Origin of the sequence: Caballeronia sp. ATUFL_F1_KS39 (assembly GCF_023630985.1) — a bacterium.
GTDB lineage: Bacteria > Pseudomonadota > Gammaproteobacteria > Burkholderiales > Burkholderiaceae > Caballeronia > Caballeronia zhejiangensis.
Map to the genome: position 1 here is coordinate 129,515 of NZ_JALQDZ010000012.1, position 13,639 is coordinate 143,153.

Sequence of the window (13,639 nt, forward strand, 5' to 3'; positions counted from 1 at the left end):
CGTGCCCAGCGACTTCATGATTTTAGCCATTTTTCAGGATAAACGCAAACGTAACGCGCACTTTCGCCCCTGTTGGACCCGGTTTCACGCCGGTTTGTCCTAACGATCAGAAAGAGCGAAACGCGAGATTTTCATCGCCGGGGGCGGACCGATGCTTCGCATCCCGCTTTTGGACTTCCCCCGGCGACGTCTTTGCGATTTTTTACGTATCGCGCTCAGCGGCCGCGCGAGCGATTACGCGCGCCCCGGCCCGCGCCGCCGGCTTTGTTCTGGCCAGCGCCCTGCTGTCCGCCGCCCTGGCGATTGCCCCGCGGTGCGTTGCCACCGGCGGCACGCTTGCCGGCGCCGCCCGCGCCCTGCGGACCGCCGCCTTGCGGACGCGCGCCGCGCGGACCCGGCCGTGCGCCGTTAGCGCGATTGCCGTTGGGCTCGTTGCCGATGCGGTTGCCGTTCGGCTCCCGGCCGCCGCGACGGCCCATGCCGCCCCCGTTGCCTGCATTGCCCGTGTTGCCGCCGAATCCGCCCATGCCGCCGAGCCCGAAGCTGCCCGGCACACCGCCCGGCTGGCCGCGCCGGCCGCCGCGTCCCGGCGTCTGCTGCTGCGTCATGCGCGAGTGCGAGCTCAGCACCGGCTCGCGCGTGATGAAGCCCATCGACGTCTGCATCGGATCGGGTTGCACACGCGGCGCGGCGCTGCGTCCGCCCTTCTCGGCCGTCGGCAATTTCAGCCCGACCGACGCCATCAGGCTGCGCACCTGATTGTCCTCGAGCTCTTCCCAGCGGCCGCGCTTCAGGCCGCGCGGCAGCGCGATCGGACCATGACGCGTGCGGATCAGGCGGCTCACCATCAGGCCGGCCGCCTCGAACATACGGCGCACTTCGCGATTCCGGCCTTCCGCCAGCGCGACGTGATACCAGTGATTCGTGCCTTCGCCGCCGCCGTCCTGGATGCGCAAGAAGTTGGCGGGACCGTCGTCGAGCTCGACGCCTTTCAGCAGCTTCTGCTTCATCGCCTCGGACAGTTGTCCGACCACGCGCACCGCGTACTCACGCTCGACGCTGTAGCGCGGATGCATGAAGCGGTTCGCCAGATCGCCGGACGTCGTGAGCAACAGCAGGCCTTCCGTATTGAAGTCGAGACGCCCGACCGCGAGCCATTTGGCGGTTTTCATCGACGGCAGCTTGTCGAACACGGACGGACGCCCTTCCGGGTCGGCATGGCTGACGATCTCGCCCGTCGGCTTGTGATACAGCAGGATGCGCGGCGGCTTGCTCGCGAGCTTGCGCTTGAGCGGCTTGCCGTTGATGCGCACCTGATCGGTCGGCATGATGCGCTGGCCGATATGCGCCGGCTCGCCGTTCACCGATACGCGCCCGGCGATGATCAACTCTTCCATGTCGCGCCGCGAACCCATGCCCGCATCCGCGAGCACCTTGTGCAGCTTCGGCGCGTCTTCGTCCGGTTCCAGCACGCGCTTTTGCGGTGCATTGCGGCCGCGTCGCAGCATCGGGGCGCGCACGCCGGCCGAACCGTTGTCGGCGTCGAAGGCCGGCGAGGTCACGTAGGCGAACACGTCGTCGACGGCTGCAGCAGCCGCGCTCTCGACGGTCGCCGGTCCCGCGTCGCTGCGCTTGCCGCGCTTTTGCTGCGGCGGATTCTTGCGCCGGCCGCCTTCGCGCGGCGCGGGCGCGGCGGCCTGTACGCCGGCCTCGTCCGCTGCTTCGACGCCGGTTTCGCCCGCTTCCGCGCGCGCGCTCTTGCGGCCGCGCGGACTCGCCCCTTCGCCCTTGCGCGGCTTCGCGCCCGGATCCTTGCGCGGGGTACGCACTTGTGCCGCCACGACGCCGTCGGGCGGCGTCTCGTTGACGGCGCCCGGCGCGCCTGGCGCAGCGTCCGCGCCCTTGGTCTTCGCGACAGCGCGACGCCGTGCGATCAGGCTACGCGGCCCGCGGCGCAATCCGCGGCGCGGACGGTCATCGCCCTCGCCGCCTTCATCGGCGCGGTCGGTGCGCGTGCTGTCGCCGGCATCGGCCGACTCAGGTGCGTCCGCGGCGTGCACGGGGCGCGCGGATTCAGGCGAATCGCTGTCGTGGGAGTGTGTCAAAACAACCTCAAATGTCGAATCGCGCGCCCGTCGCGGGCGCGTCAAAAAATCCGCTGACCGGTCCGGCTGGTCGTCTCGAAATAATCTTTATGGAGAGCCGGATTGCCAGATCAGGGGCCATGCAAATTGCGTCAGGCGCGGCGCGCCTTCGGTTCTTCGGAGTCGTCGTCCAGTTCGGCTTCGTTCGATGGACTCGCATCTCTTTCGTCTTCACGCGGCATCGGAACGGGCGCATCGTGCGCGGTGCCCAAAGGCTGTGCGTGAATCCCGGCTGTCGACGCGGCGCGCTCGTCCAGCGCATCCGCACGTTCCGTTCCGAGTCTTTCCTGCTGTTCTTCGGTCTGTTCTTGCTCCGCCGGCCCGGCGGCCGCGCGCTCATCGGCGGAGGCGTCGGGTTCGGCGGATTCCGCCGATTCCAGCGCTTCAACGGCGAAGACCTGCGCCGGGGCGTCAGGTTCCCCGTCATTCGACGCTTGTGGCGTGGCCGGCGGCTCGATGCCCGCCGGCGGCGCATTCCCGGCGATGCTGTCGGGAAATTCGATCGAATGCTGCGCGAGCAGCGATGCTTCGAGCTGCGCCGACGGATTGTCCAGCGCGGGCAACTCGTCGAGCGCGGTCAGTCCGAGATCGTCGAGAAACTGCTTGGTCGTCGCGTACAGCGCCGGGCGGCCCGGCACGTCGCGATGACCGATCACCTCGATCCAGCCACGGTCCTCCAGTTGCTTCACGACCTGCGTGTTCACCGTCACGCCGCGGATCTCTTCGATATCGCCCCGCGTCACTGGTTGCCGATAGGCAATGATCGCCAGCGTTTCGAGCACGGCCCGCGAATACTTGGGCGGCTTTTCCGGGTGCAGCCTGTCGAGATAGGCCCGCATCGCGGGCTTGCTCTGAAAACGCCAGCCCGAGGCAAGCGCGACCAGTTCCACGCCGCGTCCCGACCAGTCGGCCTTGAGCGCTTCGAGCAACGTGCGAACGGTATCCGCCGAAATGTCGTCGGCGAACAGCTTGCGCAATTCATTCAGCCTCAGCGGTTCCTGCGCGCAAATCAAAGCAGTCTCGAGGACGATCTTCGCCTCTTGGGTATTCATGCAGCTTGGGTCAACCCTATATGGTCAATGATTCAATTCAAATCGAGCTTGCGCAGGACCGAACGCCACCAAAATGGTGCGAACGATAAAGCTGGACGCGGAGTTTCAAGACGCGCTCGCCCGATTGTAATCGGTCATATTGATTGGGAGCACGCACCGGGGAGAGGCGTAAAGGGCGATCGGTGAGCGAACGCCGGGCCATCCAGCCGGACGAGGTGGCGCTTTCCTAGGCGAAAGCGCGTGACTGAGCGCCATATTACGCAAAAACAACCGGGGCGTAAAGGTGATCGATTGATCGGCGCCCGGACTCACTCGACGCCGGTCGTGCGCGGCCGACGTCGATCGGCACGGCTCAGGCGACGCCGCGCGCCGTCAGGAATCGCTGCAGGCGTTCGACGCCCGTGTCCAGCCGTGCGGGATCGCACGCGTAGCACCAGCGCACGAAGCCTTCGCCTTCCGGGCCGAACGCGCTGCCCGGCGCAAGTCCGAGACGGGCTTCGCGCACCAGCGATTTGCACAGTTCGAGGCTGTTTTGCGCGCCCGGTAGCGAGAAAAACAGGTACATCGCGCCGTCGGGCGTGCGCACGTCGACGCCGTCGATCGCCTGAAGCGCCCGCACGAGATGATCGCGGCTTGCACGCAGATCCGCGACGAGCGCCTGAGTAAAGCGCTCGCCCTCTTCCACCGCGACGACGCCCGCCTGCTGCACGAACGACGGCGCGCACGACGTGTTGTACTCGACCAGCTTGCCGAGATCGTCCATCAGTTGCGTCGGGGCGACGAGCCAGCCGAGGCGCCAGCCGGTCATCAGCCACGCCTTCGAAAACGAATTCACCGCGATCACGCGCTCGTCGCGCGCGGCGAGATCGAGAAAGGACGGCGCGACGCGAGCGTCATCGCCGTAGTACAGGCGTTCGTAGACTTCGTCCGCGACGATCCAGATTCCGTGACGGCGGCAATGCGCGAGCACGGCGCGCTGCTGATCGCGCGTCATCGTCCAGCCGGTCGGGTTGTTCGGCGAGTTGATCATCAGCATGCGCGTGCTGGGCGTGAGCGCCGCGAGCAGGCGGTCGAGATCGAGCGTCCAGCCACGCGGGCCGTAAGTCAGCGAAACGGTATCGACGCTCGCGCCGAGGATTTTCGGAATCTCGACGAGATTCGGCCATAGCGGCGTCACGGCGACGACGCGATCGCCCGCACCGACCACGAGTTGCGCCGCGAGCATCAGCGCGTTCACGCCGGCGCTCGTCACGGCGATGTGCGCCGGCGTCGTCGCGCCGTGCAGCGCGCTCACGTAGCGGCTCAGCGATTCGCGCAGCGGGGCGATGCCGAGATTGTGCGTGTAGAACGTGGCGCCATCGGCAAGCGCGCGGCTTGCGGCATCGCGGATGAATTGCGGCGTCACGCGATCCGATTCGCCGAACCAGAACGGCAGCACATCGGCGACGCCGAAACCCGCGTTTGCGACCTCGCGGATCTGCGACGGCCTCAACGCCCGCACGGCGTCGCGCGCATTCGGCCCACCCGATGCGTGCGCGCCCGCCAATTGACTCAGTTCGCTGACCACCGCGCCTTCCGATTCACTCATCGCTCGCCCCGTCGTCTTGTCTTAAAAAAGAAGTCTAACGCGCGCGCCGTGATTTTCGCGATGAAGGGAGGCTTATCCGAGGTCTTCCGCACGCGGCGGCAGCGAGGCGATCAGCGACCACACCGATTCCGCCGCGGGCGACAGCGAGCGATCGCGCCGCCGCACGAGCTCCACGGTCCGTTCGGCGCGCGGTTCGAGCGGCAACGCGACCAGCGACGAATCCGCCGGCAGCGGCAGCGCGAGCCACGGCAGCACGCTCACGCCGACGCCCGCTTCCACGAGCCCGAACACCGTCGCCGAGTGTCCGAGTTCCTGCACCACTTGCGCCTCGACGCCGTGCTCCTGCATGACGGCATCGATGATCGGCCGGCTGCCCGACGCGTAGTCGAGCATCACGAGCCGCTCGCCCGCGAGCGCTTCCCACGGCACCGCCGTCTCGCGCCCGAGCGGATGATCGCGCCGCGCGACGAGACAGAACGAATCGGTCATCACGGGTTCGCCGTGGAGTTCGTCGGAGGAAAACGGGCCGATCACGACGCCGAAATCGACCTCGCCCGACTTCACCTTGCGCAGGACATCTGACTGGACGTCGTCGCGCAGACTCAGCGTGATGAGCGGAAACTGCCGCAAGCACGACGCGATCACGCGCGGCATCAGCCGGCAGGCGACCGTCGGACTCGCCGCGACGATCACGCGTCCGCGGCGCTGCTGGCCGAGATCGCGCACCTCGCGCAGCGCTTCGTCCAGGTCGGCCAGCAGGCGCGACACCGTGCCGACGAGATTCACGCCGACATCGGTCAGCTGAACTTCGCGCGTCGTCCGGTCGATCAGCTTGAGACCAATTTCTCCTTCCAGCTCGCGCACGCACCGGCTGACCGCCGACTGCGTGAGGCCGATTTCATCGCCTGCGCGGCTGAAGCTGCGCAGCCTCGATACTTCGATGAAGACGCGCAGTTGCCGCAACGTCACGTTCAATGGCGCGTTCATTCAGAATGCTCATCAATATCCACAATTCATGCACGGATTATAGCGAGCATTGGTCTGAACTCATGCCCGAACGCGCGTTTCGCTGCGGTGCAGCAAATCCTCACGACGCACGCTGGATGGGCCTATTGCACTTGATTGGTGATTGTCCCGATTTCTTAATCAGTGTGTTTCGGGTCTGATACGGGCCATGCTGGCATCGCGTCAGCCTACTGCCATGCGGGTTTCCCGGATTTAGCAACAAGCATGGCACGGTTCTCGCATTTCATTGCGCACAGAGGTTGGAGCCATTCGCGGTTACATCGAACATCGTCCGCCGCAATCGCTCTGGCCTTCCCAGGTATTCGTTCATCGGATTCCGACCAGAGTGCGCGGCGCGGGGCAGCGCACCGGGGTTAGCTTCGCTGAGGTGAGATATGGTGCTGTTCGACGATTTGAGAGATAACGAGTGGGCGCTGGTTGAGGCGTTGTTCTGTTCGGAGCCGGCGCGCAGCGAACGGCGCGGCCGTCCGCGCGTCGAAGCGCGGGCCGTGGTCAACGCGGTTTTGTGGGTGCTGTCGACGGGCGAAGGCTGGTCGAAGCTGCCCGGACGCTACCCGTCCCCGCCGACCTGCCGCCGCCGCTTCGACGAGTGGCAGGCAGACGGCACGCTGGCCGAGATCGTGAAGCGCCTGTCCAGCAACGGCCGTGAAGTGTCGCTGCGCGGACGCATCGGTTCCAGCGCCGCCAAACCGCCCGCGCCGCCGAGCCGCGATCGCCTGCGTGGCGCGTTCTGGACGAACCCGGAATCGTGGCGCGCTCCGGCCAAGATGGCCTGAACGGTTCTTTGCATCGACCGAAGCCGGCGCTCGCTGGCTTCACCCAGACATTTCACCTCTCGCGCGGGCCGCGGCCTGCGCGAATCTTTCTCTCCTTTGCGTTGCCGCATTCGGATGTCGTAGCACAGTCGCGCGCACTGCGTCGTCGACGAAACAACTCTTTACGATTCCTTACAGCGCCCCGGCGGATCGCAGCATAGCTTGGTGATTAATCGAACAAGCCCCACGAAGGCTTCGAGGATTTCACCATGAAGGCATCGACTCTGCTCGCTCATGGCGCCTTCGTCGCGCTGACGAGCACTGCGGCGATGAGCCAGGCGCAGCCGCCACCTCCCGCATCCGACTTTCACGTCAGCACGAAGGCTTCGATGGCCGCGCCGCAGAATGCCGGCCGCAATCGCGATGCGACGCCGCCCGCGCCACGCGGCGACCTGCGCGGCGATATCGCGAGCAACGTGCGCGCGCGTCCCGATACCGAACGCGATGCGCGTTCACAACATCATTGAGTTCGTCTGAACGATGCGCGTTTGACGGAACCACTCCGGCGCGCGGCAGTCACACCTCGTGCCATGAGCACAGCATGGCGACAGTGAGATCCGGTATGCCCGTGTCGTTCGCGATACGGGCACTTTTTTGGGGTATTGCCGTTGGCTGCAGGCAGATTGTCGGCTCTTTCATCCGACGACAACGCTCCCTCGACCCATGCGTCGACTGTCGACCGCTGCCGGCCTCGCTGCCGACGTGTCCGGCAGTGCTAGACTCGCGCCTCCAGGACCGCTTCCTGACCACCGAACGTATAAGGTTCCATGCGGCGCAAGTCCCAGTCGCTGCCACGTTCGTCGCGCGAAAGACGCGTGAATTCGTGCTTGCCGCGTTCGGTCACGACCGCGATATCGACCGGTGCGTGAAATCCGGGCGCGGGCGCCACGGTGCGCTGCCGGGCGAGTTCGAGCAAACCGAGCGCGCGCAAGAGATCGAAAACGTTGGGGCGTTTCGCCCAAGGAACCTGACGATACTGCGCTCGGCGAAGTGCTTCGAGTACAACTTCGTTGGAATACGTGGTCATCTCGTTGTTTCTTCCTGTGCAGCCATGACGACGCTCGTGACGGTCGCAAGACGGTCCGCGACGTCGACTAAACGCGGCGCGCCGAATTCCGATTGCGACGAACGACTCGCAGCCGAATGTTTGGCCACCGCTTGCGTTAGGTGCTGCTTTCTATTACAAGCCCCCGTTGACAGCGCGCTAATCACGCGCTCTGCTGCGACATCCGCCGATGCGTTCCGAAGCACGCGATGACGGAACGAATTGCCCTTAAACCAATACGTTACCCCAATCAAATTGGTTCTATTCACTTTATTGCTGCTTTTTTTTGCGTTATTCGCACTATGGCGACGCCGCCGCATCCAGATTGCGATCATCGTGGCGGCGCTCGCATGGGCGATCGGCGCGGGATGGTTCGCAACGCCTTTGCTCGATCTCGCCCAGCACGGCTATCGTCACACGGACGTGCCTTCGTTCGCACCGAAGACGACGATCGTGCTGATGGGCGGCGGCACGCATCGCAGCGAAGCGGGGCTCGTTCCGAAGTCCAACGCGGTGCGGCGCATCGACGCCGTGGCAACGCTGTATCGCGAATGCCGCGAAACCGGCGCGTCGTGCAAGGTGATTCTGAGCGGCGGCGATCCGGAACATCACGGGCAGGCCGAAGCCGACAATTACGCGCCATACGTGCTTGCGCAAGGCGTCGCTGCGGACGACCTCGTGCGCGAGAATCAAAGCCTCAATACTTACCAGAACGCGCGAAACGTGGCCGGTATTCTCGGCCACGCACATGACAACCGTTTGATCGTCGTCACATCCGCGTATCACATGCGCCGCGCGTTGCGTGCTTTCGAGGCTTTCGGCTATGCGCCGGTGCCGTATGTGTCGGATGTATGGCCCACTCGCCCGACGTTCTTTCCCCGTGTGCGGGGCTTCACGAACAGCGAGCTCGCGATGCACGAACTCGTCGGGCTCGCACGCTTCGACGTGTATCGCTGGCTGCATCTCTATTAGCGCCTCGTGATTCGGGAGCGAAGCGCATTGATAAGCACTGGAAAATAATTCGACGCTTGTGCTCGATCATGCGCGTCCGCTTTTCGGACAGACGCACGACACACCCTTGCCCGATTCAAGGCTTATGATTCAGGTTGTCTGATGGTCAGACGCGCGAGGTTAGCGGCTGACTTCCCGCACAGCGGGAGCGATTTTTGCTCAGACACAAGTGTCGTTCCAACGGATCGGACAGACGATTCCCAGGTTCCAACTGCCACTCGGAGGTAACAATGAAGAAAGTGTCCCTGGCTGTTCTGTTGTCCCTCAGCGCGGTCGCATCGGCCGCGTATGCCCAGAGCGATCAAGGCGTGACCATGAGCACCGATCCCGCCAAAATTGCTGATGTCGAGTCGCGCGCGCAGGCTCTGCAGTCGCGTCAGGAAAGCCAAAAGATGACCGAGCAGACGCCTTCTTCGCACAAGTCGATGCATCACAAGAAATCGCACAGCAAGCCGGCGGCCCCGAGCCAGTAAGCCGGTTCCCGCTGCAAGGCGCGGGGCCATTCACGCCGCGGTGAGTCGACGCATCGGCTCACCGCGGCGCGAGCAAAATCAGTTTCCCTGCTTCGCGCATTCAGGCGCGTTCGGCGCGATGCGTCACCCAGTCGCCGCCTTCGATGCACGGCAGCCCAGCAGCGGACGCAGCCCCGACGGGATAGATCAGGCAATCGACCCGATCCTTTCTCCCCTCGATTTCCACCTCCACATGCAGGCGATGCGAGCGGAATAAGCCTTCCACGCCCGGATACACATGTTCGATCTCGTCGAGCACGGGCACGAGCGCGTCCTCGATCCGGTAGACATCGCCGCGAATCGGCGCGCCCTTCTCATCGATCACGAGGCCCGGATAGTTGCCGAAGTCGAAAAGCTGACCCCGAACGTGGGCGGCACCGATCCATTCGGGCGTAGCGATGCCGTTTCGCGCGGCTGCGTGGTTGATATCGTTGGCCTCGCCCGCGCGCAGCGTGCCGTAGACAAAAACGTATTGCATTGGGAAAAACGCTCCTGTTGTCGCAAAAGGTGACGACGGGCATTATGCGCCGGGCAATATTCGCGGTGCGCCGGGGCGAGCGCTTTCGGCTACCATCGGCGCGTGGCGGTCGATGAATCCGGCCGCCTGCCACCATCAACTCGAGCGAACATGGCCACGTTTGTCGAATCGAACTCGTCGGGCGAAGAAGTCGAGCATCTCGACATTCCCGTCGAGCATTCGCCGACGCTCGATCATCCGATTCGCGTGCGCTCGCGGCCCGTTCCCTACGGCGTGCGGATCGCGCTGCATACGCATCCGTGGGCGCAGGTCGCCTATACGTCGCGCGGGGTCTTGCGTGTCGCGACAGCGGATTCGACTTGGATGGTGCCGCCTTCGCGCGCGATCTGGGTGCCGCCCAATGTCACGCACGAGGTCGTGATCGTCGAGGACGCTTATCTGCGGACGCTTTACGTCGACGCGAGCGTCGTGCCGGCGGGTCTCGGCGCGTGTCGCGTCGTCGAGGTGTCGCCGCTTTTGCGCGAAGTCATCGCGGCGCTCGATGAAGAACCGATTTCGCGTCAGCGCGAGCGACTGCTGGGCACGCTCGCGCTCGATGAAATCATCCGCTCGCAGCCGCTGCCGCTCTCCGTGCCGATGCCGAACGAGAAGCGCCTGCGCGCCCTGTGCAACGCCGTGCTCGCCGATCCGTCGCATTCCGATCTGGAGCGGTGGTCATCGGAGGCCGGCGCGAGTTCGCGCACCATCGCGCGGCTTTTCAGACGCGAACTCGGCGTGAGTTTTTCCCAGTGGCGTCAGCAGGCCGTTCTTGCGCGCGCCATTCCGCTGCTCAGCCAGGGCCGTCCGCTCGCGCAAGTTGCGCGTGAACTGGGCTATCAGAGCCAGAGCGCATTCTCCGCGATGTTTCGCCGTGCGTTCGGCGAAAGCCCGCGCGCATTTTTCGCCCGCGATGGCCGCGACGAGCGCGACATCGACGGCTCTTAGCGCGTGTGCGCGCTTTCTTCAGACGCGCCGCACCATGTGCCGGATTGCGCCGAGCTGCGCGAGCCGCGGTCCGGCCGGCCGGTATCCGAGCCGAATGTAAAGACGCGCCGCGGGGTTATCGACGAACACGCGCAACTGACATTCGGCGAGCCCGCGCGCCCTCGCCCATCGATGCGCCGTGTTGAGCAGAAAGGTCCCGGCGCCGTGTCCACGATAGCCCTTCGCGATCTGCACGTCGCGAATATGCAGCGAATTGTCTTCCTCGGTGACACGCATGACGCCAATGGGAACGCCATCTGCCTGCAGGATGAAATTTTCGGACTCGCGCCAGCTGGAAAGGAAAAGATCGCCGCGCCACACGAGATTGTGACGCCGATAGTAGCCCACCATGTTGTCGTGCGTGAGCGCTTCGGCGAAGGCGAAGTCCGCCATGTTCGCCTGGCGCAGTTGATAGAGCGAGAGGTCTTCGGTCGGGTCGAGCATCGCACGGGCACGAGAAACAGGTGCCTAAACACTAAGACAGTGTGCGCGGGCTGGCAATGGCCATTATCACGGTCGAATGCGCAGGGAACGCGTACGAAAGGGAATCGGATATGGCGAGCGGCGGAAAGCGGGCAAAAAAAATCCAGCCCGAAGGCTGGATTTCCTTAAAACAACTTGGCGGAGCGGACGGGGCTCGAACCCGCGACCCCCGGCGTGACAGGCCGGTATTCTAACCAACTGAACTACCGCTCCACTTCTTTTCATCCGTTCACAGTGTCACCTGTGAACTTGCAGCGCTTTTGACTAGCAGCCGCCGATGTTCTGGCGTCCCCTAGGGGATTCGAACCCCTGTACTCACCGTGAAAGGGTGATGTCCTAGGCCTCTAGACGAAGGGGACTTCAACTTCTGCACACCCTGCGGCGAAAAAAAACCGGCTCTCATTAGCCGGAGTGTTTCTGCTCGCAAGTGTTGGCGGAGCGGACGGGGCTCGAACCCGCGACCCCCGGCGTGACAGGCCGGTATTCTAACCAACTGAACTACCGCTCCACTTCTTTTCATCCGTTCACAGTGTCACCTGCGAACTTGCAGCGCTTTCTACTAGCAGCCGCCGATGTTTTGGCGTCCCCTAGGGGATTCGAACCCCTGTACTCACCGTGAAAGGGTGATGTCCTAGGCCTCTAGACGAAGGGGACAGAAACTTGTGATTCTGTCTTTACTACTGCTCCGCTGATCTACTTGCCGCCGATCAGCGAAGACCGAAATTCTATACAACTTCGTGTTGCTTGTGAAGTATTTTTTGCGACTTCCGTTTCCGGAGAACAAGCTTCGCACTACTTCAACTGCTTTCTGCTGTTCTTGGTGGAGGTAAGCGGGATCGAACCGCTGACCTCTTGCATGCCATGCAAGCGCTCTCCCAGCTGAGCTATACCCCCTTGCAGAACAGAAACGAGATTGTATAGGGCGTTTTCGAAGTTGTAAATACCCTCTGACGACTTCAGTGAAACTTTTTTGCCTCGACAGACGCCGATGCGCGCAATGGATCACGCCCCGCGATCCATTGCGCGGACCTCAACCCGCCGCCTTTTCCAGACGCGCCAACACGACATCGCGTCCGAAGAGCATCAGGACGGCATCGATCGACGGCGTGTGGGTCGTGCCCGCGACCAGCAGGCGCACCGGCATCGCGAGTTGCGGCATTTTCAGCTTGTGCGCGGCGAGCGTCGCCTTGAGCGCGGCCGCGATCGCTTCCTTGGTCCACTCGATGTTCGCGAGCGCCGCACGCAGGTCCGCGATAGCCGGACGCACCGCATCGGTGACGTGCTGCGCGAAGGCGTCCGCATCGATCACCGGCTCGCGATAGAACATGGCGGCGTTATCGGCGATTTCCTTCACCGTCGATGCGCGGTCCTTCAAGAGCCCGATCACCTGATCGAGCGGCGCGCCGCCGTCGATCGCCGCGGCATCGATACCGGCCTGCAGCAGGAACGGCTTCGTCAGCTCGGCGAGACGCGCGTTGTCCGCTTCCTTGATGTAGTGCGCGTTGAGCCAGTTCAGCTTGTCGTGGTCGTACTGCGCGGGCGACTTGCCGAGATGCTCGAGATCGAACCATTCGACGAACTGCTCGCGCGAGAAAATCTCCGCATCGCCATGCGACCAGCCGAGGCGCGCCAGATAGTTGACCACCGCTTCCGGCAGATAGCCGTCGTCGCGATAGCCCGTCACGCTCATCGCGCCGTGGCGCTTGCTCATCTTCTCGCCCTGCTCGTTCAGCACGGTCGGCAGATGCGCGTACACCGGCACCTCGCCGCCGAGCGCGCGCAGAATATTGATCTGGCGCGGCGTGTTGTTGACGTGATCGTCGCCGCGAATCACATGCGTGATCTTCATGTCGAGATCGTCGACGACCACGCAGAAGTTATACGTCGGCGTGCCGTCGGGGCGCGCGATCACGAGGTCGTCGAGTTCCTCGTTCGAAATTTCGATGTGGCCTTTCACCGCGTCGTCCCATGCGACCGTGCCCGAGAGCGGATTGCGAAAGCGCACGACAGGCTTCACGCCTTCCGGAACCGGCGGCAGCACCTTGCCCGGCTCGGGGCGCCACGTACCGTCGTAGCGCGGCTTCTCGCCCGCGGCGCGCTGACGCTCGCGCAGCGCGTCGAGCTCTTCCGTCGACATGTAGCAGTGATACGCGAGCCCCTTTTCCATCATCTGCGCGATGACCTCGCGATAACGGTCCATGCGCTGCATCTGATAGAACGGGCCTTCGTCGAAATCGAGCCCGAGCCACGCCATGCCTTCGAGAATCGCATCGACCGACGCATCGGTGGAGCGCTCGAGATCGGTGTCCTCGATGCGCAGCACGAAAGTGCCCTTCATCTTGCGCGCGAACGCCCACGGATAAAGCGCGGAGCGGATGTTGCCGAGATGGATGAAGCCGGTCGGACTCGGAGCGAAGCGTGTGCGGACTTGGGTGGTCATTGCTGTTTACTCGATGAATGGC

At 64.0% G+C, this 13,639-nt stretch carries 13 protein-coding genes and 5 tRNA genes; 5 read left to right on the plus strand and 13 right to left on the minus strand.

The window, feature by feature from the left end; all coding sequences use genetic code 11:
• Nucleotides 1–215: 215 nt before the first annotated feature.
• The 4 genes from rluB to NCR93_RS08315 form a co-directional block, all read right to left on the minus strand.
• Nucleotides 216–2,105 (minus strand): 23S rRNA pseudouridine(2605) synthase RluB, encoded by a 1,890-nt coding sequence (gene rluB, locus NCR93_RS08300; RefSeq protein ID WP_034473207.1) that lies wholly within the window; start codon nucleotides 2,103–2,105, stop codon nucleotides 216–218.
• Between the two features lie 131 nt (nucleotides 2,106–2,236).
• Entirely contained in the window at nucleotides 2,237–3,196 is a 960-nt protein-coding gene (gene scpB / locus NCR93_RS08305) for an SMC-Scp complex subunit ScpB (protein ID WP_008349227.1), read from the minus strand.
• A 352-nt stretch (nucleotides 3,197–3,548) separates the two neighbouring features.
• The gene (locus NCR93_RS08310) at nucleotides 3,549–4,784 is read right to left on the minus strand and encodes a pyridoxal phosphate-dependent aminotransferase (protein ID WP_175982299.1); all 1,236 of its coding nucleotides are present in this window, start codon (nucleotides 4,782–4,784) and stop codon (nucleotides 3,549–3,551) included.
• Nucleotides 4,785–4,856: 72 nt separating this feature from the next.
• Nucleotides 4,857–5,759: a LysR family transcriptional regulator gene (locus NCR93_RS08315; protein ID WP_008349225.1), complete on the minus strand. Its 903-nt coding sequence runs from the start codon at nucleotides 5,757–5,759 to the stop codon at nucleotides 4,857–4,859.
• A gap of 425 nt (nucleotides 5,760–6,184) precedes the next feature.
• Here NCR93_RS08315 and NCR93_RS08320 point away from each other — a divergent pair, with 425 nt between their 5' ends.
• Together NCR93_RS08320 and NCR93_RS08325 are read left to right on the plus strand one after the other, a co-directional pair.
• On the plus strand, nucleotides 6,185–6,586 hold the full coding sequence (locus tag NCR93_RS08320; RefSeq protein WP_008349224.1) for a transposase: 402 nt from the start codon (nucleotides 6,185–6,187) through the stop codon (nucleotides 6,584–6,586).
• Nucleotides 6,587–6,834: 248 nt separating this feature from the next.
• Nucleotides 6,835–7,092 carry a hypothetical protein gene (locus tag NCR93_RS08325; protein WP_008349223.1) on the plus strand — a complete coding sequence of 86 codons (258 nt, stop codon included), beginning with the start codon at nucleotides 6,835–6,837 and terminating at the stop codon, nucleotides 7,090–7,092.
• Between the two features lie 248 nt (nucleotides 7,093–7,340).
• On the opposite strand, the gene NCR93_RS08330 is transcribed toward NCR93_RS08325, so the two are convergent.
• Nucleotides 7,341–7,652, minus strand: a complete 312-nt coding sequence (locus NCR93_RS08330) for a hypothetical protein (RefSeq protein WP_008349222.1) — start codon at nucleotides 7,650–7,652, stop codon at nucleotides 7,341–7,343.
• 354 nt (nucleotides 7,653–8,006) lie between these two features.
• On the opposite strand from NCR93_RS08330, the gene NCR93_RS08335 reads away from it, so the two are divergent.
• Nucleotides 8,007–8,642, plus strand: coding sequence for a YdcF family protein (locus NCR93_RS08335; RefSeq protein ID WP_235366243.1), 636 nt, complete (start codon nucleotides 8,007–8,009; stop codon nucleotides 8,640–8,642).
• Between the two features lie 269 nt (nucleotides 8,643–8,911).
• Entirely contained in the window at nucleotides 8,912–9,154 is a 243-nt protein-coding gene (locus NCR93_RS08340) for a hypothetical protein (protein WP_008349220.1), read from the plus strand.
• Nucleotides 9,155–9,254: 100 nt separating this feature from the next.
• Here the strand turns inward: NCR93_RS08340 and NCR93_RS08345 are convergent, their stop codons facing one another.
• Nucleotides 9,255–9,671, minus strand: coding sequence for a gamma-glutamylcyclotransferase family protein (locus tag NCR93_RS08345; protein WP_034473211.1), 417 nt, complete (start codon nucleotides 9,669–9,671; stop codon nucleotides 9,255–9,257).
• A gap of 150 nt (nucleotides 9,672–9,821) precedes the next feature.
• Here NCR93_RS08345 and NCR93_RS08350 point away from each other — a divergent pair, with 150 nt between their 5' ends.
• Nucleotides 9,822–10,655 (plus strand): AraC family transcriptional regulator, encoded by an 834-nt coding sequence (locus NCR93_RS08350; RefSeq protein WP_008349217.1) that lies wholly within the window; start codon nucleotides 9,822–9,824, stop codon nucleotides 10,653–10,655.
• An 18-nt stretch (nucleotides 10,656–10,673) separates the two neighbouring features.
• On the opposite strand, the gene NCR93_RS08355 is transcribed toward NCR93_RS08350, so the two are convergent.
• From NCR93_RS08355 to gltX, 7 genes are all read right to left on the minus strand, one after another.
• Nucleotides 10,674–11,138, minus strand: coding sequence for a GNAT family N-acetyltransferase (locus tag NCR93_RS08355; RefSeq protein ID WP_008349215.1), 465 nt, complete (start codon nucleotides 11,136–11,138; stop codon nucleotides 10,674–10,676).
• Between the two features lie 175 nt (nucleotides 11,139–11,313).
• A tRNA-Asp gene (locus tag NCR93_RS08360) sits at nucleotides 11,314–11,390 on the minus strand.
• A 70-nt stretch (nucleotides 11,391–11,460) separates the two neighbouring features.
• A tRNA-Glu gene (locus NCR93_RS08365) sits at nucleotides 11,461–11,536 on the minus strand.
• A gap of 72 nt (nucleotides 11,537–11,608) precedes the next feature.
• Nucleotides 11,609–11,685: transfer RNA gene (locus NCR93_RS08370), tRNA-Asp, on the minus strand.
• A gap of 70 nt (nucleotides 11,686–11,755) precedes the next feature.
• Nucleotides 11,756–11,831, minus strand: a tRNA-Glu gene (locus NCR93_RS08375).
• Between the two features lie 164 nt (nucleotides 11,832–11,995).
• A tRNA-Ala gene (locus NCR93_RS08380) sits at nucleotides 11,996–12,071 on the minus strand.
• A 136-nt stretch (nucleotides 12,072–12,207) separates the two neighbouring features.
• Nucleotides 12,208–13,617, minus strand: coding sequence for a glutamate--tRNA ligase (gene gltX, locus NCR93_RS08385; RefSeq protein ID WP_175982301.1), 1,410 nt, complete (start codon nucleotides 13,615–13,617; stop codon nucleotides 12,208–12,210).
• Nucleotides 13,618–13,639 lie beyond the last annotated feature (22 nt).